The sequence below is a fragment of the Vibrio parahaemolyticus genome (assembly GCF_900460535.1).
GTDB classification, from domain to species: Bacteria; Pseudomonadota; Gammaproteobacteria; order Enterobacterales; family Vibrionaceae; genus Vibrio; species Vibrio parahaemolyticus.
The window spans coordinates 2,572,442-2,591,607 of the sequence record NZ_UHIL01000001.1 but is presented as its reverse complement, the minus strand read 5'-3'; the positions used below and the strand labels follow the sequence as shown (position 1 = coordinate 2,591,607).

Below are 19,166 nucleotides of genomic sequence, written 5' to 3'. Positions count from 1 at the left end.
CGAAACATTTAATAAAGCATAGTCTGACATACATAACCTTATGAATACCAGCAGCAATTCTGAACATAATCGCATTGTCGTTCTCGATACCGAAACCACAGGTATGAACCAAGAAGGTGGTCCGCACTACTTAGGGCACCGCATCATCGAAATCGGTGCCGTGGAGATCATCAACCGTAAGCTGACTGGTCGTCATTTCCATGTGTACATTAAGCCCGATCGTGAAATTCAACCTGAGGCGATACAAGTACACGGTATTACCGATGAATTCTTGGTAGATAAACCGGAATACGCGAGTATCCACCAAGAGTTTCTTGATTTTATCAAAGGCGCAGAACTGGTTGCGCATAACGCGCCCTTCGATACTGGCTTCATGGATTATGAGTTTGAAAAACTCGATCCAACAATTGGTAAAACCGACGATTACTGCAAGGTGACGGATACGCTTGCCATGGCGAAGAAAATCTTCCCGGGCAAGCGCAACAACCTCGACGTATTATGTGAACGTTACGGCATTGATAACTCGCACCGTACACTCCACGGGGCATTGCTCGATGCGGAGATTCTAGCCGACGTTTACCTACTGATGACTGGTGGGCAAACGAGTCTAGAATTTAACGCCAACAAACAAGAAGGCGGGGTTGAAACCATTCGCCGTATTGAAGGAAGAAAAGCACTAAAGGTTTTGCGTGCAACTGCCGATGAATTAGAAGCGCACCAGAAAAGATTAGAACTGGTAAACGACTGTATTTGGCACCAATAGGAGAAGCTATGTTGAGGGCTTTGTCGGTCGCTATTTTAGCGATCTGGAGTTGTTTCGCATTTGCCGCGAGCGAGTCCGCCATGTCTTTGTTGGATAACCGTTTTCGTGTCGACCCGACCATCGAACAGATTACTTTTCTGGTTTATCGTGAACAAAGTTCTCAACCTGTTGTGTTAGTTCGTCCAGATGGTAAAAAATATTACGCGTGGGGCTCTTACGACAACGTTCGTTGGTATCAAGAACCATCGCTCGACATCATTTCAGTCGACAACCCAATGCCTGGCCCTTGGCAAGCTGTGGGGAAAGTAACCCCAAAAAACAACATCCGCTTAATTTCACATCTCAAGCTCAGCACCGACGTATTCCCTAACCGTCTCTATAACGGAGAAGCGCTCAAGTTCACCGCGCGTTTAACTTCAGACGATAAGCCACTTGTCCTGCGAGACTTTCTCGACCGCGTCAACTTGCGAGTCACCTTTACTAAGTTTGTCGAAAATGAAGACGAACTGATAAAAGAAGCACGTCCAGTGCCGATGATCATTGGCGAATTTTCTGATGATGGTCGCGGTCTGGATGAACAAGCGGGCGATGGTGTATTCACCGTTCAATTACCTATCGAAGTGGAACCGGGCAAGTACCGCGCACGAATCACCTCTGGAAACGGCGTATTTTTGCGTGCGCAAGAACAGGTGATTTTGGTGTACCCAAATCCAGTGTCACGTACGTTTATTCAATCTCGTAGCCCAGAGAAACCACATCAGCTGGTGGTTAGTGGTGAGCAAGGTATGATTGCTCCCGGCTCTATCGCGGTAAACGTCGAGCAAAATGCACCTGATGGCTTCATTACCTACAGCCAAGGGCAAGTGTCACAGGATGGTATGAAAACCACCTTGAACTTGGATAACGATCCTGAACTAGGCAAGTACTCATGGCGCGGAGAAATCTTTGCAACGGATTTCGCAACCCAGCGTGCACTGGTGTTTCCTATTCAAGAACAAACCTTCAGTGTCGTTGATGAAGTGGATTTAGAAGCCGCCCGCATCGCCAAAGAAGCAGAGCTGGCCGAGCAACGCCGTATTGAGATGGAAAAACGCATCATTGCAGAGCGCGAAGCAGAGCGTAAACGCAGCATGATCATCATTGCGGTCGGCAACGTAGTGATGCTTTTGATTGCTATTGTGGCTTGGATTGTGTGGCGCAAGTTAAAAGCGAAACGACAAGCCATGCCTGAAATGCAATTGGAAGTGCCAAAGAAATAAGGCAGAAGAGTTAGAGAAAGAACGGAGCCCATCGGCTCCGTTTTTTGTTTATCTTAGATTATCGCTTAAGCCACTTCTGGAATTGGCTTTGGTGGTTGTTCCAAGTCGGGTTCTTTTTGCACGGTCGGAACAATCCCTTCACCGACAGCACTGAGGTAGCTACCACTGAGTTTGATCGCAAGGTACATATCGGCACGCAGCAAAATCCCACCTTCGCTGGTGCTTATTCCCGTTAACTCACACCATTGACGCAAGCGGCGTTTTCTTCCCGCGAGGACTAATCGTATTCCTCTTTTCTTGAGCACTTCGTGAATGTCGGCCAATGTTGCCATGACACTCAAATCTAGGTGAGTAAAGCTTGATACGGCATCGACTACGACACAGCTGACATCTTTGTTTTGCTCTGCGTGCTCTAGCAAACGACGCTTAAAGTACGGCGCATTAAAGTAGGTCAACGGTGAGTTGAAGCGATAAATCACCATTCCCGGAATTGGAGACGCTTTTCCGGTTTCATCAATGGTGCGAATGGTGCCTTTTTCATCCAGACCCAGTAGTTGGTCACTTGGTCGCATGACGATGCGTAAAAACTGAAATAGACCTAATAGAACTGCCAGTGTGATACCCGGAATAACCCCAATCACTAGCACGGAAACAAAGGTAATGATGGCAAGGTAAAAGGCATCTTTGTCACGTGTTTTCAGTATCCATATGGCTTTGAGGTCAAGCAGCGACAGTGACGCGATGATGAGTACCACGCCGAGTGACGCAATAGGGATGAACTGTAACGGCTCGTAAATAAAGACCGCGATAATAGCAATGGTGATGGCAGCCACAATCGATACCAATTGCGATTTTCCCCCATTGGCGTCGTTAACGGCGGTACGAGAATCTGCGCCGCTGATGGCAAAGCCTTGCGAGAAGGCAGAAGCAATATTGGCAAACCCCAATGCCTGAAACTCTTTATTGGCGTCAATGTCGTAGCCGTTCTTCGCTGCGAAGCTGCGCGCGGTCAGCATCATGCTGACAAAGCTAACGATCGCTAAGTTTAACGCTGGCACGACGAGCTCACGCACTTCGCCAAGCTCAAATTGTGGGGCTTGAAATTGAGGGAAACCACCTTGAGTTAAGCCGACTACGGCCACGTCCATTTCTTGTAAGTGCAGTAGCCAAACCGATGCTGTAGTAACCAGTATGGCAAGCATTGCTGCAGGCCAAGTAGGACGGTAGCGTTTGGTTACCAAATAGACCACCACAGTCGCTACACTTAACGCAACTGTTGGCCAATGAAGTTCTGCCAAGCGTTGTGGAGCTTCCCATAATCGTTCAAGTAGATAGCGTTGTTCGTATTTCAAACCCACGACTTTCGCAAACTGACCGACAATGATGGTCAACGCCACGCCGTTGAGTAGCCCTAAGAGGATTGGGCGGGAAAGGAAGTCAGCAAAAATTCCCAGTTTGAAACGGCTGGCCAGTACACACCAAATACCTGTCATAGCTGTCATGGTCATGACGAGCTGCCAGTGTTTGGTTGGGTCGCCAGCGGCAATTGGGGTAACGACGGCGGCGATGACGGCACAGGTTGCGGCGTCCGGGCCAACAATGAGTTGTCGGGAAGTGCCCATTAAAGCGTAAACCAGCATCGGCAGCACGCATGAGTAGAGGCCTACGATAGCAGAAACGCCAGTTAGCTGTGCATAAGCAATAGCAACAGGTAGTGCAACAGCAACAACAGAAAATGCTGCTCTAAAGTCATTCACGAGCCATTCTTTTTGATAGTTTTTAAGTTGAATGAGTCCTGGGAACCACTGAGCGAATAAGAGTCTAGCCAACAGATTTTCCATATATGTGGTTGAGATACGGTAAAGTATACATCGTTCATGGGTAAGGTCTGTGAGCTATTTATCACTCATATCGCGATCAATTGGTTTGGCTGTGGTTACAACGAGTGTCTGAGAGTGAGCATCGGATGCGTCGAAAGGGAAGGGGCGTTATTTGGATTCAGAGCACAAGAAAACGGGAGCCAAAGCTCCCGTTTTTGTCTTTCTTATTGGCTTTTAAGCAACGCTATCCATTTGAGGGTAAAGTGGCTTTGCTGCCAATAGTTCCGGCTCAAAATCGTCAACGTTAATGGTATCGAGACGATGTTGCTCGGCTTCTCTCAGCAGTTCTGCTTCTTCTTGAGTGATCACGCCTTGATCTAGACCTTCTTGGGCAATCATGTCCAAGCGGAGGAATGGACGACGTTTACCTTGCGCTTTACAAACTTTGTCGAACACAGGCTCAGCTTGAAGAATCACAGACAGTGCCAGCTCAATCTTACCTGCTGGGTTGTGCTCTGTTGGCTCTAGGTACTGGCCACGGCCAATGCGCGAGCGTGTTGCACTTGGGGTTTGTAGAATACGTGCCACTTTGCTGTCTAGCTTGTCACTTGGTGCTTTGCGTACACGACCGAATGGCATAATCAGAACGCGAAGTGTGCGGCCAATGACTTTATTCGGGAAGTTTGCTAGGAACTCATCAACGGCGATTTCTGCTTGTTTTAAGCTATCTTGTAGACCCCAGTGAACCAAAGCCAAATCTTCAGCTGGACGACCATCTTGTTCAAAACGTTTTAGCGTCGCGGAGCTTAGGTATAGCTGACTGAGAATGTCACCTAAACGCGCAGATAAACGCTCTTTACGTTTCAACGAACCACCAAGTACCGCCATTGAGATATCAGACAGAAGCGCTAGGTTGGCACTGTAACGGTTTAGCTGTTGGTAGTAGCGTTTCGTTGCATCTTTAGTCGGTGCCGATGAACCGAGACCATCGCTCAAACCAAACCAAATACTGCGAACGAGGTTACTCATGGTAAAGCTCACATGGCCAGCTAACGCTTTGTCGAATTTCTCAACCGCGTCGCTCGCTTCTGAGTAAGCTGCGTTCATTTCTTCAAGTACATATGGGTGACAACGAATCGCACCTTGACCGAAGATGATCATCGAACGAGTCAGAATGTTTGCACCTTCTACCGTTACGGCGATTGGAGAGCCTTGGTAGCCACGAGCGAGGAAGTTTGAAGGGCCTAAACAAATGCCTTTACCGCCGACAATGTCCATCGCGTCGATGATGCTTTGTTGACCGCGGTGGGTACAGTGGTACTTCACAATTGCAGAAATAACCGATGGCTTTTCACCCAGGTCGATACCTGCAACAGTTAGATTGCTGGCCGCATCCATGACGTATGCATTACCGCCAAGACGCGCCAATGGCTCTTCAACGCCTTCCATGTGACCGATTGGTTGTTTGAACTGACGACGAATGCGAGAGTATGCACCCGTTGCCATCGCAGCCGATTTGATACCACCCGTCGAGTTAGAAGGTAGCGTGATGCCACGGCCGACCGACAGACATTCCACCAGCATGCGCCAGCCTTGCCCTGCCATTTTCTCACCACCGATGATGAAATCGATAGGAACGAAAATGTCTTTACCACGGGTTGGACCGTTCTGGAATGGTACGTTCAGTGGGAAGTGACGGTTGCCGATTTCTACACCTTTCACATCCGTTGGGATCAGCGCACATGTGATACCAAGATCTTCTTTATCACCAAGCAGGCCTTCTGGGTCACGCAGTTTGAATGCAAGGCCAAGTACCGTCGCAACAGGCGCAAGCGTGATGTAGCGTTTGTTCCACGTTAGACGCATACCCAACACTTCTTTGCCTTCCCATTCTCCTTTACAAACGACGCCGTAATCTGGGATTGAGCCTGCGTCTGAGCCAGCCTCTGGGCTAGTTAGCGCGAAACATGGGATTTCTTTACCTTCGGCTAGGCGAGGTAAGTAATAGTTTTTCTGATCTTCTGTACCGTAGTGTTGCAAGAGTTCGCCTGGGCCTAATGAGTTAGGCACACCAACGGTAGAAGAAAGTACGCCAGAAACACCCGTCAGTTTTTGCAGTACCAAAGATTGAGCGTATGCAGAGAACTCTAGACCACCGTACTTTTTCTTGATGATCATGGCGAAGAACTTGTTGTCTTTCAGATACTGCCAAACTTCAGGTGGTAAATCCGCGAGTTCATGCGTTACTTGGAAGTCGCTGACCATAGCACACACTTCGTTTACTGGGCCGTCTAAGAACGCTTGCTCTTCAGCGCTAAGTTTTGGCGCTTGAATTGCGTGTAATTTTTCCCATTCAGGTTTACCTTTGAATAGCTCAGCTTCCCACCATACTGTACCAGCATCGAGAGCTTCTTTTTCAGTTTGAGACATCGCAGGTAGCACAGTCTTAAACAACGCCAGTGCCTTACGGCTAATAAGCGATTGGCGGATACCAGAAACGGCAAAGACCGCGATTGCAAGCACATACAGTGCCCAGCCAATAACGCCAACTGAGCCTGTGATAGTCAGCACTAGCATGGCAGGAGTTAGTAGGCTGACGGATTTAACGAGTGACATTCTGTGGTAAAGCGTAATGCCTAACACAACAGCCATCGCAACGATAGAGAGCAAGATGTCCATATAATTTTTCCTTTTCAGACTTTATAAATGTTGTACGTCTGTATTTTGGTAAGAGGTCTAACCAGTTGGTATAAGTGTAATCAAAATATTAAAGAAATGTAAAACACAAGATTGAGTAAAAAGTGATCTAAGTAGAGTTAAAATTCTAAAGTTGCGAATTGAGTGATGGTTTCGTAAGCAAGTTGACAAGTTTATTACTGTCACCAATCCAAATCTGGAGGTTCACTATCGACACTAATTCTCGTTTGTGGGTAAACTCAGTGTTATGAAATGTCCGGTGCTAAAATGGCATCAGAACCATTTACTAAGGCGAAGCGAATGCGCATTTACGCCCGAAATAATAAAGAGAACGTCTTATGTACCAAGATCTGATTAGAAGTGAATTGAACGAAGCTGCTGAAGTGCTCAACAAATTTTTAAGCGATGACCATAACATTGCTCAAATCGAAGCGGCAGCGAAGATGATTGCCGATTCTTTTAAGCAAGATGGTAAGGTGCTGTCGTGCGGTAACGGTGGTTCGCACTGTGACGCAATGCACTTCGCAGAAGAGCTAACAGGGCGTTACCGTGATAATCGCCCAGGATACGCTGGTATTGCGATTTCAGATCCAAGCCACCTTTCTTGTGTCAGTAACGATTTTGGTTACGACTTTGTTTTTTCTCGTTACGTTGAAGCGGTAGGCCGCAAAGGTGATGTTCTGTTTGGTTTGTCGACATCTGGCAACTCAGGCAATATTCTTAAAGCGATTGAAGCTGCGAAAGCGAAAGGCATGAAGACCGTCGCACTGACGGGTAAAGACGGCGGTAAAATGGCTGGTCTTGCTGATGTTGAAATTCGTGTACCACACTTTGGTTATGCAGACCGTATTCAAGAAGTACATATTAAGATTATTCACATCATCATTCAGTTGATTGAAAAAGAGATGGAATAATTTTCTGCAGCCACTTTTTCGGCTGTGGTTTAGGTAAGGAGTTCGTTAAACGATGTGTGAATTGCTCGGCATGAGCGCCAATGTTCCAACGGATATCTGTTTCAGCTTTACAGGGCTGATGCAGCGTGGAGGTCGTACTGGCCCGCACCGTGATGGTTGGGGAATTACTTTTTATGAAGGTAAAGGTTTTCGAACCTTTAAAGACCCAAAACCAAGCTGTGAGTCCCAAATCGCTGAATTGGTGCAAAACTATCCGATCAAAAGTCGTGCGGTTGTGAGTCATATTCGCCAAGCAAACCGTGGCGGAGTGAATTTAGAAAATACGCACCCATTCACACGTGAGTTGTGGGGCAAGTATTGGACCTTTGCTCACAATGGTCAGCTGTCTGATTACCAAGATCTGTACACTGGGCGTCATCGTCCTGTTGGTCAAACAGACAGTGAGCTTGCGTTTTGTTGGCTGCTAAAGCAGATGGAAGATCGATATCCAGAGCCTCCTCAGGACATGGAATCTGTTTTTCTCTACATCGCTAAGTGTTGCGATCAGCTCAAAGAAAAAGGCGTGTTCAATATGTTGCTCAGCGACGGCGAATTTGTCATGACGTATTGTACTAATCACTTGTATTGGATTACGCGTCGCGCACCGTTTGGCAAGGCCGCTTTACTAGATGAAGATGTGGAGATCAACTTCCAAGAAGAAACAACACCAAACGATGTTGTTTCTGTCATTGCGACTCAGCCTTTAACCGGCAATGAGACTTGGCATCGAATGAAGCCCGGTGAATATGGTTTGTTTCACCTTGGTGAACTGATCCAAAACAATGCATCTGATTTGAAAGATGTGCCATTTGCAGCGCCCAAACCGGGTAATCAAGCTCCGACCGAACCGTTGGAATAACGACGTTTCTAGACATCAAGTTTTCCAAATAACAAAAAGGCAGTCACTCGACTGCCTTTTTTGATGCGTTAAAAAGTACTTATTCTTCTTCAGCGGCTGCGTAGCCATGAGGACCGAGTTCTTTGCCATCTAACCAAGCTTTGCCATCTTGCATGATTAAACGCTCTTCAACGAGCCACTTAGTCACGATAGGGTAAATGGTGTGCTCTTGAGTTTGTACACGCGCAGCGAGTGCTGCTGCATCATCATCTTCAAATACTGGCACTTTTGCTTGAAGAACTACGGGACCGCCGTCTAACTCTTCTGTGACAAAGTGAACACTTGTGCCGTGCTCTTTGTCTTTGGCGTCAATCGCGCGTTGGTGGGTGTGTAAACCCGGGTATTTAGGTAGAAGAGAAGGGTGAATGTTGATCATCTTACCGAGATAGTGCGAAACAAATGCACCGCTAAGAATGCGCATGTACCCAGCAAGAACGACAACATCGGGCTGATACTTGTCAATTTGTTGCATCAACTCGGCATCGAATGCCTCGCGTGACTCGAACGCTTTAGGGTCAACAAAGTGGCCATCAACACTAAACTGTTTTGCACGTTCTAGACCGTATGCGTCAGATTTATTAGAAAATACTGCTGCAACGTGTGCGTTAGGCATGCTGTTTTCACAAGCTTCTAAAATGGCTTGTAAGTTACTGCCGTTACCTGAAATTAGGACCACGATGTTTTTCATGATGTTGGGACTGCCTTGATATTGTAGGTTCTATAAATTACCTACTATTAGAATGGTTTTCGATGTTCCAGATAGCAGAATGAGGACGTGGCGTCCTCATTCATTTTATTTTTTAGCGTGATTCACAAGTTAGTTGATTTCAACTTGCTCTTCATTTGCTTCTGCTTGAGCAATTTCACCAATCACCCATGCGTTTTCGCCTTCTTCTTTAAGAAGTGCAACCGCCGCGTCTGCTTGGTCTTTTGGTAGTGCAACGACTAGACCAACACCACAGTTGAACGTACGGTACATTTCGTGCGTTTCAACGTTGCCTTTCTCTTGCAGCCATTTGAAAATGATTGGCCATTCCCAGCTGTTACCGTCGATAACGGCTTTTGTGCCTTCAGGCAGTACGCGAGGGATGTTTTCCCAGAAACCACCACCCGTAATGTGAGAAATCGCGTGGATATCGTGTTTCTCGATCATCTTAAGTGCAGATTTGATGTAAATCTTCGTTGGTTCTAGTAGGTGCTCACCGATAGTGCGACCTGCTAGCTCTTCGTTTTTATCTGCGCCAGAAACTTCTAGAATCTTACGGATCAGTGAGTAACCGTTTGAGTGTGGACCGCTTGAGCCGACAGCGATAAGTGCGTCGCCTGCTGCTACTTTAGTGCCGTCAATCACGTCTTCTTTTTCCACTACGCCTACACAGAAACCCGCAACGTCGTAGTCTTCGCCTTCGTACATGCCTGGCATTTCAGCGGTTTCGCCACCGATAAGTGCACAACCAGCTTGAACACAGCCATCAGCAATACCAGAAACCACGTCTGCTGCTGTGTCTACATCTAGCTTGCCAGTCGCGTAGTAATCTAGGAAGAATAGGGGCTCGGCACCTTGAACGATTAGGTCGTTTACACACATTGCCACTAGGTCGATGCCGATAGTGTCGTGCTTGTTCATATCCAGTGCTAGGCGAAGTTTTGTGCCTACACCGTCAGTACCAGAAACCAGTACAGGTTGTTTGTATTTGGTTGGCAATTCGCATAAAGCGCCAAAACCACCGATACCACCCATCACTTCAGGGCGACGAGTACGTTTCACCGCACCCTTAATACGATCTACAAGCGCATTGCCTGCATCAATATCGACACCAGCGTCTTTATAGCTAAGAGAAGAGTTGTTACCACTCACAGGGAAGTCCTCGGTATTTAAGTTGGATATGAAAACGGCGCTATTCTACCAGTGGTTAAATACAGATAGCAAACGTTTGCGTCGGTTTTTTTCTTTAGTGATATATCCTGAAATCCCTGTGAAAATCATGTATAATCTGAAGGTTTGTTTAAATATTGCCAACTATAGCCGGAGATGGACATGAAAGTTGTTGAAGTAAAGCACCCTCTTGTAAAACACAAAATTGGTCTAATGAGAGAAGGTGACATCAGCACAAAGCGTTTTCGTGAGTTAGCGACAGAAGTCGGTAGCCTACTTACTTACGAAGCGACAGCAGACTTTGAAACAGAGAAAGTAACCATTGAAGGTTGGAACGGTCCGGTAGAAGTTGACCAAATCAAAGGTAAAAAAGTAACAGTAGTGCCAATCCTACGTGCAGGTCTAGGCATGATGGATGGCGTTCTTGAGCACATGCCAAGTGCTCGTATCAGTGTTGTTGGTATTTACCGTGATGAAGAAACACTTGAGCCAGTACCTTACTTCAACAAGCTTGCGTCTAACATTGATGAGCGTATTGCTCTAGTTGTTGACCCAATGCTAGCAACTGGCGGTTCTATGATCGCAACTATCGACCTACTAAAAGAGAAAGGCTGTCAGTCAATTAAAGTTCTTGTTCTAGTTGCTGCTCCTGAAGGTATTGAAGCACTAGAAAAAGCGCACCCAGACGTTGAGCTTTACACTGCGGCAATCGATGAGAAGCTAAACGACAAAGGCTACATCGTTCCTGGTCTTGGTGATGCAGGTGATAAGATTTTCGGTACTAAGTAATTAGTTACTCCGAGTAAAACAAAGGCTTGGTTTTCACCAAGCCTTTTTTGTTGCTGTTTATTTAGAAAGGTTAAAGTGCGCCACTTAAAAGTCGCACAGTCGAATTACTTCGCGCTTTCTTCTTCCATTTGAGCGTTATCAACCACGTGGTTTTCACCAAGGTCGTGTGGCAGCACTAGGTTAAGAAGGATTGCCACGATACCACATAGGCTTACACCTTGTAGGCTGAACTCGCCGATACCGAAAGCCATACCACCGATACCAAATACCAGTGTTACTGCAACGATCACCAGGTTACGAGATTTGTGTAGATCAACGTTGTTCTTAATCAGCGTATTCAAACCGACGGTTGCGATAGAACCGAACAGAAGAATCATGATGCCACCCATTACTGGCACAGGAATGGTTTGCAGAATCGCACCTAGCTTACCTACCAGCGCAAGAACAATAGCGGTAATGGCAGCCCAAGTCATGATTACAGGGTTGAAAGCTTTGGTCAGCATTACCGCGCCTGTTACTTCACTGTAAGTAGTGTTTGGCGGCGCACCAACCATTGATGCTGCAATTGTCGCGATTCCGTCACCCGCGATAGTGCGGTGTAGGCCTGGTTTCTTCAGGTAGTTTTTACCCGTTACATTTGAGATAGCCAACATGTCACCCACGTGCTCTACCGCAGGAGCGATTGCAACTGGGATCATGAATAGAATCGCGTTGATGTTGAACTCAGGCATGGTGAAGTTGGGCATTGCAAGCCAAGCTGCTTGAGCCACAGGTGTAAAGTCAACCACACCGTAGAATAGGGATACTGAATAGCCCGCCAAAATACCACCCACGATAGGAACCAGTTTTAGGAACCCTTTTGCGAACACGCTAAGTGCAATCGTCGTTAGCAGCGAAACCGCAGAGATAATGACCGCAGCATCGCCATTTACTAACTGAACCGCACCGTCGCCCGTTTTACCTACCGCCATGTTGACTGCCGTTGGCGCAAGGCCAAGGCCAATAACCATGATCACTGGGCCAACTACAACCGGTGGCAAAATCTTATGGATAAACCCTACACCACGCACTTTGATCATTGCGCCAAGCGCAACGTAAACCAAACCTGCCGCCATCAAGCCGCCCATAGTTGCACCAATACCCCAAGTTTGGATACCGAACATAATAGGAGCAATAAACGCAAAAGAAGAGGCAAGGAAGATTGGGACAGAACGTTTAGTGATTAATTGGAAGAGGAGAGTACCGACACCGGCACCAAAGAGGGCTACGTTTGGATCGAGACCAGTCAGAAGCGGCACGAGCACGAGAGCACCAAAAGCGACAAAGAGCATTTGAGCGCCTTGTAACGCATTTTTCATAATAATTCCCTATTTCAAAGATACGCAGACAAATCCGACGAATTCTATCATCCTGCAATCGTTTGCAACGTTGCTTAGATCAAACTTTCGAATGAATTTATCATCCAAACGAATGTTTTGAGAGTTGGTTGCTTGCAAAATGGACGATTTTACGAGTCCAAATTAAGCCATTCAAAGAATATCGATGTGCTGTGATCTAATAAGCGCTCTTGAAAATGAAGCTTCAAGAGCAATGAATATCAGGTTTTATGTCTTTCAATATGCATCGATATGAGTTCATGTTGATGGGGTAACGTTAATTAATCACCTAGTGATGCAAAAAACGGCATTAACTTGGTCAAACTACAAACAATTCACTCAGTACGCGCCTTGCTCAAGATTTGATAGTTGCTTATTATGCGGGTTCTTGTTTAGAGGATTATGAAAACTATGCGCTATTTAGCTCTCTTACTGATCGGTTGGTTGTCCCTGCCGGTGTATGCATTAACTCAGGTAGATATCTATCGTGCCGAAGTGGTTATCGACAGTGAGCAGAACGACGGTGAGTCTGCGGCTCGTGAACAAGGTATGAAAGATGTGATTGTTCGAGCGACTGGTTCTCAATCTTCTCTAAGCAACCCTGTTATCCAAAAGGCGCTGAGTTCTAGCTCTCGCTATATTTCTCAGCTTGGGAAAAGCCAAGTTGATGGCAAAGCAAGTCTTAAAATGTTGTTTAACAGTGGGCAAATTCAATCGCTTTTGACTCAAGCTCAGTTGCCTTCATGGTCACCGAATCGTGCCAATATTTTGGTTTGGCTGGTGGAAGAGCAAGATTACGACCGCGCAATTGCATGGGAACATTCTGATTCTGCCAACGTTGCTGCGTTGAAAAAAGCAACGGAAGCTCGTGGCCTTCCAATTACGATTCCTGTTGGGGATTTTGACGACGTCACGGGCGTGAACACGTCAGATCTTTGGGGCGGTTTCATTGAACCAATTAGCCAAGCCAGCCAGCGTTACCCAGCGGACGCGGTATTAATTATTCGTGCGCAAGGCGAGCAGATTCGTTGGACTTTGTATGACCAAGCGCCTGCAAAGATTATTGATGCGCAAACTTCTCCACGCAGCGGGTCGGCAACCGGTGCAGACGCTATTTCCGCAATGGTGGATGGTATTGCTGATTACTACGCAAGTAAAAACGCCGTTGTTGTCTCAGGCAAGTCTTCTAAAGCTGTGAACGTGAAAGTGTTAAATGTAACGTCTGCTGCTGATTTCTTCCGTTTAGAAAATGCACTTACCAAATTGAATTCAGTGGCGGGCACAGAAATCAAGCGTGTACAAGGCAGTGAGTTAACGCTGACTATTCATTTGCTTGCTTCACAACAAGCATTTGAGCAAGAGGCTTCGTCTATCTCACAATTGATGGAATTTGAAGATCCACTCGGTGACGTTGAAGAAGTGACGCCATCGGAAGATCAATCGGTAGAAACTCTACCTTCAGAGGCTCAAGCTGTAGAAGGGCAACCAAAAACAGTGGTTCAAGCCGTTGAGGAAACTGTGCCAGCAGCGCAAGTACAACAGCCTGTTGTGATTCCTCAAGTGCAAGATCAATACGATCTGATTTATGAGTGGAATTCTACTTCGCAAAGTTAATCCGCGTTTGGGCATAGAATAAAGAAAGAGTCGCAATTGCGACTCTTTTTGTTTTTGAATCAGAGAGGTTACTTATTGAACTTCGCTTTTTCTTCTTTTTCTACTTGTGACAAGCGTTTGAGTTTAAGGCCTAGCTCTTTTCCTCGAGCACGAGCAAACAAAATATTGCCAGCAAAACCAAGAGAGGTAAGCACCAGCTCAACCGCTGCCAACCACCGTTCACCACCGTCCACGTACAAGATAGTGAGGGCGTGCAAGAAATACAGCATCAAGACAAAGTTCGCCCACGCATGCGTGTAAGGTTTGCCCGCTAAGATGCCAGGTAACGGTAGCAATAACGGAATACACCATGCAATCGCGAGTGTTGTGCTACTCAGATGAGGATGAGGAGATAAAGCGAGTTGCCAAATCGCGACCCATGCTAATAAAGCTAAGTTGCCGAACAAAGCGAGGTAGCGATACGTTTTTGCTTGAGCACCAAGTGGTGGTTGTTCTTCGAAAGAGTCAGACATCGATTCTCTATCCTTGAATTGATACCAATTCTACTGATTATTAATACTGGTATTAGTGACAAGCTTTGAGCTTTAACGCTGCTGTTGCTAGTCGTTTACCTAATTGTTGTGCCAGGCGAGTCTCCTCCGCTGTGAGACTTGGTTCGTGTCCTACACTGCTGGCACCGTAGGGTGTGCCACCAGATTGGGTCGAATGCAGCTCTGGTTCAGCGTAAGGAATACCAAGTACCATCATCCCGTGATGCAGTAATGGCGTCATCATGCTTTGAAGTGTGGTCTCCTGACCGCCATGCATCGAAGATGATGAGGTAAATACACAAGCTGGCTTATCGATTAAGTCACCGCTAACCCACAAAGGGGTGGTTTGATCCCAAAAGTGCTTTAAAGGCGCTGCCATATTGCCAAACCAAACGGGACTACCGAACGCTAGACCGTCGCACTTTTTCAGTTCCTCTAGAGTAACAATTGGATCGGAAGGGGTATGTGAGTGAGGTGACAATTCTTCAACTGTACGCAAAATTGCTTGGCATTGAGGAGTCGATTCGACTCCTCTTGCTATCTGTCTTGCCAGCTGTTTTGTTGAGCCATGACGGCTGAAGTACAAAATAAGGATCTGGCAATCCATTTATAGAATATCCAACACTTGCTCTGGTGGGCGACCAATTTTAGCTTTGCCGTTTGCTACAACAACTGGACGTTCGAACAATTTTGGGTTTTGCGCCATTGCTTCGAACAGTTGTTCGTCACTTACTGATGCTTCGCCTAATCCAAGTTCTTTGTAAACGTCTTCTTTTGTACGCATCATTTCACGTACTGATGAGAAACCGAGTTGAGCGTATAGCACTTTTAGTTCATCCACATTTAGTGGCGTGTCTAGGTATTTTACGACTTCCGGTGTAACACCATTTTGCTCAAGTAACTCAAGAGTTTGACGGCTCTTTGAGCAACGTGGGTTGTGATAAATCACGACTGACATGGTTTTCTCCATTTCGTTATTGTAATGCCATGAATCGATCTCGTTGGATCATGAGTTGGTCGATACGAGCATCGTATCGTGCTTGTTCTAAGCTACCCAATTCGGCCATTTTACTTGCTTCACTGTAATATTGAATCGCTTTATTCCAGTTTGCTCTTAGCGCCAGAATTTCCGCGCGAGCTGCAAGCTCTTCATCACTACGTCCAAGGGCATGATAGCCTTTCGATAATAGCTGCCAGCCATTGCTATCTTCTGGGTTATCGTGTGTATAACGTTGAAGCGTACGCACAGCTTGATCATTTTGGTTTGCTTCAAGCAACGCGTTGGCATAGTTAATGGTTAATACTTTGTTTTGAGGATTACGCTTTAGCGCGCTATTTAGCAACTCAACGGCTTTTTGTGGCTGTTTTTTCTCGATGTATAGATCGGTCATTGCATCTAAATAGAATGGGTTGCCCGGCTCTTGCGCTAACAGCTTTTTCAAAATCGGTTCTGCTTGTGATAAGCGTTTGTTGTCCAGATGAACCAGCGCTCGGCCGTAATCAAATGACGGCATGATGTCCGCTGAAGCTTTCTTTTGAGTACGCTCAAACCAACCTAGTGCGGCTTGTCCGTCGATACCGGCATATCGCGCCACAATGCGCGCGCGCGCCAAATGGTAATCGATAGAGGGTGCAATGCGCATTGGGGGATAGGCTTGTGCACGTTGACGGCTATCTGCTACACGGTCTTCTGGTAAAGGGTGAGTCAGTAGCATTGGTGGCGGTTTACTCGCGTAGCGGTACTCATCAGCTAAACGTCCAAAGAAACGCGGCATTGCTTGCACATCAAATCCTGCTTTCGCCAAGGTTGCGATGCCGAAGCGGTCGGCTTCTTTCTCGTTTGAGCGAGTGTAGTTGATTTGGCTTTGCATGTTGCCTGCTGTTGCGGCGGTAATCGCTGCCATGCCAGCTTCTGGTGAAGCAATCGAAAGTAACAATGCACCAGCAAGCGCGGCTAAAGTCGCTGGAGAGCGCCTTGCTTGGTCTTCCATACTGCGCGCTAGGTGGCGCTGTGTTACGTGTGCAATTTCGTGCGCGACAACGGATGCGAGTTCACTTTCGCTACGAGCATGAAGAAATAACCCTGAGTGCAATGCAACGTAACCGCCAAAAAAGGCAAAGGCGTTGATATTACGATCACGAATCATGAAGAAGTGGAACGGCGTTTTTACATCGTTCGCGTTGGCCACGAGGCGGTGTCCGAGGGAATCGATATATTCGTTGATGACCGGATCGTTGACGATAGGCTTACTGGCTCTGAGCATGCGCATGTACGCGTCGCCATAAATCAACTCTTGGTCTATAGAAAGCGTGCCGCCAGCTGCCGTACCAATATCAGGCAAGTCGATGCTATTGGCGTAAGTTGTTGGTGAACTGATTGCAGCGGCAAGGCACAAACAAACGAGCGAGCGAGTGCGTTTTAACATACGGTTTAAAGATTCTCCAAAATACCTAAGTACGTGGTTGGAGGTCGAGTACCTCACAACATCACCACTATACTTTATGGTCATCCTCTAGGATGAATAGGCTAGCACTAAGACCAAAAATAAATGAATTGGTTTCGTAAATTGTTTTATATCCGAGTCATTTCAGCATGCGGTTAAATCATGTCAGAAGTGCTAGCACCAGCTCAAAAAGCCGTTACAATACAACCCTATCATAAGTGCAGAGCAATACAATGGAATCCATGTTACTTGATTTGCGCGAGCAACGCTGCCCAATGGCGCTGTTACTTGCCAAGCGTCACGCTGCTGAGGTCTTTCAGGATGAAGAATCGCAGTATCATCACCTTGTCATTCAAGTGGTGGATAACAGCTCTAAACGAGACATTGTGAATTACCTTCGTACCCAAGGGTACGTGGTTGATTGCCAATCTACACCAGAGCACTACACATTGACTGTTTTCAATAAGGAATCCGCATAAGATGTTCGAAATGGTAAGTCGTTGGTATCAACGCCGCTTCTCAGATCCCCACGCAGTAAGCCTTGTCGCCATTTTGCTGTTTGGTTTTATCACCATTTACTTCTTTGGGCATTTGATTGCGCCATTGCTGGTGGCGATCGTATTGGCATATCTCCTAGAATGGCCAGTGGTTAAATTGTCTCGTATGGGTGTGCCTCGCACCTTATCAGTGATTATTGTTCTTTTGATTTTTATCAGCATCATGTTGATCGCCTTATTTGGCTTGGTTCCGACGATCTGGACTCAGGTTGGCAACTTAATCAACGATATTCCGAACATGTATAACGGGCTGCAAAAGTTCATCATGACGTTGCCTGAGCGCCATCCGGAATTGGCGAACCTACAAATTGTAGAAACCGTCGTGACCAACGCGAAAAACCAAGCACTAGGTTTGGGTGAAAGCGTGGTAAAAGGCTCACTTGCATCGTTAGTTAGTATTGCCACATTGGCGGTGTACTTGATTTTGGTGCCGCTGCTGATTTTCTTCCTACTTAAAGACAAAGAAGAAATGCTTAGAATGGCGAGCGGCATTTTGCCGAAAAACCGTAAGCTGGCGAACAAAGTTTGGCACGAGATGAACGAGCAAATCTCGAACTACATTCGCGGGAAAGTGCTGGAAATCTTGATTGTTGGTGGCGTGAGCTACGTAACATTCGCGATTCTAGACCTACGTTACTCCGCATTATTGGCCGTTGCTGTAGGTTTGTCGGTATTGATTCCATATATTGGTGCAGCTGCGGTAACCGTACCGGTTGCGATTGTTGGTTTGTTCCAATGGGGCATGACGCCACAATTCTACTGGTTGTTGCTGGCTTACGGCATCATCCAAGCGCTAGATGGTAATGTGCTTGTGCCAGTTCTATTTTCAGAAGCGGTTAACCTTCACCCGGTTGCGATTATTGTTGCGGTACTGGTGTTTGGCGGTTTGTGGGGATTCTGGGGAGTCTTCTTTGCGATCCCATTAGCGACGTTAGTGAAAGCCGTTTGGAATGCGCTACCAAGCACCGAAGAAAGCGAACCCGTCCAAGAGTAACGCGTTAGACATTGAGCAAAGCTCAGTAATTATTCGATTGAATAAAAAGCCCAGCAATCAATGCTGGGCTTTTTCGATTCTTAGAACGTTAACTTTTAACGTATGACTCTAAACGAGCTCGCATTAGGCGTTTTCGTTTAGGTAGTTCAGAACCACTTCGTGGTGATCTTTCGTTTTGAACTTGTTGAATACGTGCTCAATCACGCCTTCTTCATTAATTAAGAAGCTGATGCGGTGAAGGCCATCGTAAACTTTACCCATAAATTTCTTTTCGCCCCACACACCGAATTGTTCAGCAACAGCGTGGTCTTCGTCAGACAGTAGCGTGAAGTTTAGCTCATCACGTTCAATGAACTTTCCTAGGCGCTTAACTGGGTCGATACTGACACCCAGAACAACCACGTTGTGCGCATCTAGTTCTGCTTTTACATCACGCAGGCCCTTTGCTTGCGTGGTACAGCCTGGAGTCATGGCTTTTGGGTAGAAATAGAAAAGGACTTTCTTGCCTTTAAAGTCATCAAGAGTAACAGTATTGCCGTCTTGGTCGAGCAAAGAGAAGGCTGGCGCTGGCGAGCCTGCTGTCAGCGTATTCATTA

18 protein-coding genes are annotated in these 19,166 nt (G+C 46.5%); 8 read left to right on the top strand and 10 right to left on the bottom strand.

The annotated features are described in order from the left end of the window. Positions 1 to 40: 40 nt before the first annotated feature. Positions 41 to 763, top strand: coding sequence for a DNA polymerase III subunit epsilon (dnaQ, locus tag DYB02_RS13325; RefSeq protein ID WP_005457782.1), 723 nt, complete (start codon positions 41 to 43; stop codon positions 761 to 763). Between the two features lie 8 nt (positions 764 to 771). Further along, positions 772 to 2,022: a TIGR03503 family protein gene (locus DYB02_RS13320; RefSeq protein ID WP_015297131.1), complete on the top strand. Its 1,251-nt coding sequence runs from the start codon at positions 772 to 774 to the stop codon at positions 2,020 to 2,022. Between the two features lie 65 nt (positions 2,023 to 2,087). On the opposite strand, the gene DYB02_RS13315 is transcribed toward DYB02_RS13320, so the two are convergent. Together DYB02_RS13315 and fadE are read right to left on the bottom strand one after the other, a co-directional pair. Beyond that, entirely contained in the window at positions 2,088 to 3,863 is a 1,776-nt protein-coding gene (locus DYB02_RS13315) for a SulP family inorganic anion transporter (protein ID WP_029806995.1), read from the bottom strand. A gap of 213 nt (positions 3,864 to 4,076) precedes the next feature. After that, positions 4,077 to 6,521 (bottom strand): acyl-CoA dehydrogenase FadE, encoded by a 2,445-nt coding sequence (gene fadE, locus DYB02_RS13310; protein ID WP_029806132.1) that lies wholly within the window; start codon positions 6,519 to 6,521, stop codon positions 4,077 to 4,079. A 356-nt stretch (positions 6,522 to 6,877) separates the two neighbouring features. Here fadE and lpcA point away from each other — a divergent pair, with 356 nt between their 5' ends. Further along, positions 6,878 to 7,453, top strand: coding sequence for a D-sedoheptulose 7-phosphate isomerase (gene lpcA / locus DYB02_RS13305; RefSeq protein WP_005457680.1), 576 nt, complete (start codon positions 6,878 to 6,880; stop codon positions 7,451 to 7,453). 52 nt (positions 7,454 to 7,505) lie between these two features. Continuing rightward, the gene (locus tag DYB02_RS13300) at positions 7,506 to 8,351 is read left to right on the top strand and encodes a class II glutamine amidotransferase (protein ID WP_005481076.1); all 846 of its coding nucleotides are present in this window, start codon (positions 7,506 to 7,508) and stop codon (positions 8,349 to 8,351) included. A gap of 79 nt (positions 8,352 to 8,430) precedes the next feature. Here the strand turns inward: DYB02_RS13300 and purN are convergent, their stop codons facing one another. After that, positions 8,431 to 9,078 carry a phosphoribosylglycinamide formyltransferase gene (purN, locus tag DYB02_RS13295; RefSeq protein WP_005494306.1) on the bottom strand — a complete coding sequence of 216 codons (648 nt, stop codon included), beginning with the start codon at positions 9,076 to 9,078 and terminating at the stop codon, positions 8,431 to 8,433. Positions 9,079 to 9,207: 129 nt separating this feature from the next. Continuing rightward, positions 9,208 to 10,248 carry a phosphoribosylformylglycinamidine cyclo-ligase gene (gene purM, locus DYB02_RS13290; protein ID WP_005457724.1) on the bottom strand — a complete coding sequence of 347 codons (1,041 nt, stop codon included), beginning with the start codon at positions 10,246 to 10,248 and terminating at the stop codon, positions 9,208 to 9,210. Positions 10,249 to 10,428: 180 nt separating this feature from the next. Here purM and upp point away from each other — a divergent pair, with 180 nt between their 5' ends. Then, the gene (gene upp / locus DYB02_RS13285) at positions 10,429 to 11,055 is read left to right on the top strand and encodes a uracil phosphoribosyltransferase (RefSeq protein WP_005457783.1); all 627 of its coding nucleotides are present in this window, start codon (positions 10,429 to 10,431) and stop codon (positions 11,053 to 11,055) included. 104 nt (positions 11,056 to 11,159) lie between these two features. Here the strand turns inward: upp and DYB02_RS13280 are convergent, their stop codons facing one another. Next, entirely contained in the window at positions 11,160 to 12,413 is a 1,254-nt protein-coding gene (locus DYB02_RS13280; protein WP_005457676.1) for a uracil-xanthine permease family protein, read from the bottom strand. 429 nt (positions 12,414 to 12,842) lie between these two features. On the opposite strand from DYB02_RS13280, the gene DYB02_RS13275 reads away from it, so the two are divergent. Continuing rightward, positions 12,843 to 14,045 (top strand): DUF2066 domain-containing protein, encoded by a 1,203-nt coding sequence (locus DYB02_RS13275; RefSeq protein ID WP_025522552.1) that lies wholly within the window; start codon positions 12,843 to 12,845, stop codon positions 14,043 to 14,045. A 68-nt stretch (positions 14,046 to 14,113) separates the two neighbouring features. Here DYB02_RS13275 and DYB02_RS13270 read toward each other — a convergent pair whose 3' ends face one another. From DYB02_RS13270 to bepA, 4 genes are read right to left on the bottom strand one after another with little or no spacing between them, the layout of a single operon-like run. Continuing rightward, on the bottom strand, positions 14,114 to 14,557 hold the full coding sequence (locus tag DYB02_RS13270; RefSeq protein ID WP_005457718.1) for a DUF2069 domain-containing protein: 444 nt from the start codon (positions 14,555 to 14,557) through the stop codon (positions 14,114 to 14,116). Positions 14,558 to 14,609: 52 nt separating this feature from the next. After that, the gene (gene wrbA, locus DYB02_RS13265; RefSeq protein WP_005457725.1) at positions 14,610 to 15,182 is read right to left on the bottom strand and encodes an NAD(P)H:quinone oxidoreductase; all 573 of its coding nucleotides are present in this window, start codon (positions 15,180 to 15,182) and stop codon (positions 14,610 to 14,612) included. Continuing rightward, on the bottom strand, positions 15,183 to 15,533 hold the full coding sequence (arsC, locus tag DYB02_RS13260; protein WP_005494316.1) for an arsenate reductase (glutaredoxin): 351 nt from the start codon (positions 15,531 to 15,533) through the stop codon (positions 15,183 to 15,185). A gap of 16 nt (positions 15,534 to 15,549) precedes the next feature. Next, on the bottom strand, positions 15,550 to 17,001 hold the full coding sequence (gene bepA, locus DYB02_RS13255) for a beta-barrel assembly-enhancing protease (RefSeq protein ID WP_025499786.1): 1,452 nt from the start codon (positions 16,999 to 17,001) through the stop codon (positions 15,550 to 15,552). 260 nt (positions 17,002 to 17,261) lie between these two features. Here bepA and DYB02_RS13250 point away from each other — a divergent pair, with 260 nt between their 5' ends. Beyond that, entirely contained in the window at positions 17,262 to 17,498 is a 237-nt protein-coding gene (locus DYB02_RS13250; protein ID WP_023624344.1) for a sulfurtransferase TusA family protein, read from the top strand. A gap of 1 nt (position 17,499) precedes the next feature. Beyond that, on the top strand, positions 17,500 to 18,570 hold the full coding sequence (locus DYB02_RS13245; protein ID WP_005457764.1) for an AI-2E family transporter: 1,071 nt from the start codon (positions 17,500 to 17,502) through the stop codon (positions 18,568 to 18,570). Positions 18,571 to 18,693: 123 nt separating this feature from the next. On the opposite strand, the gene bcp is transcribed toward DYB02_RS13245, so the two are convergent. Then, positions 18,694 to 19,164, bottom strand: a complete 471-nt coding sequence (bcp, locus tag DYB02_RS13240; RefSeq protein WP_005481097.1) for a thioredoxin-dependent thiol peroxidase — start codon at positions 19,162 to 19,164, stop codon at positions 18,694 to 18,696. Positions 19,165 to 19,166 lie beyond the last annotated feature (2 nt).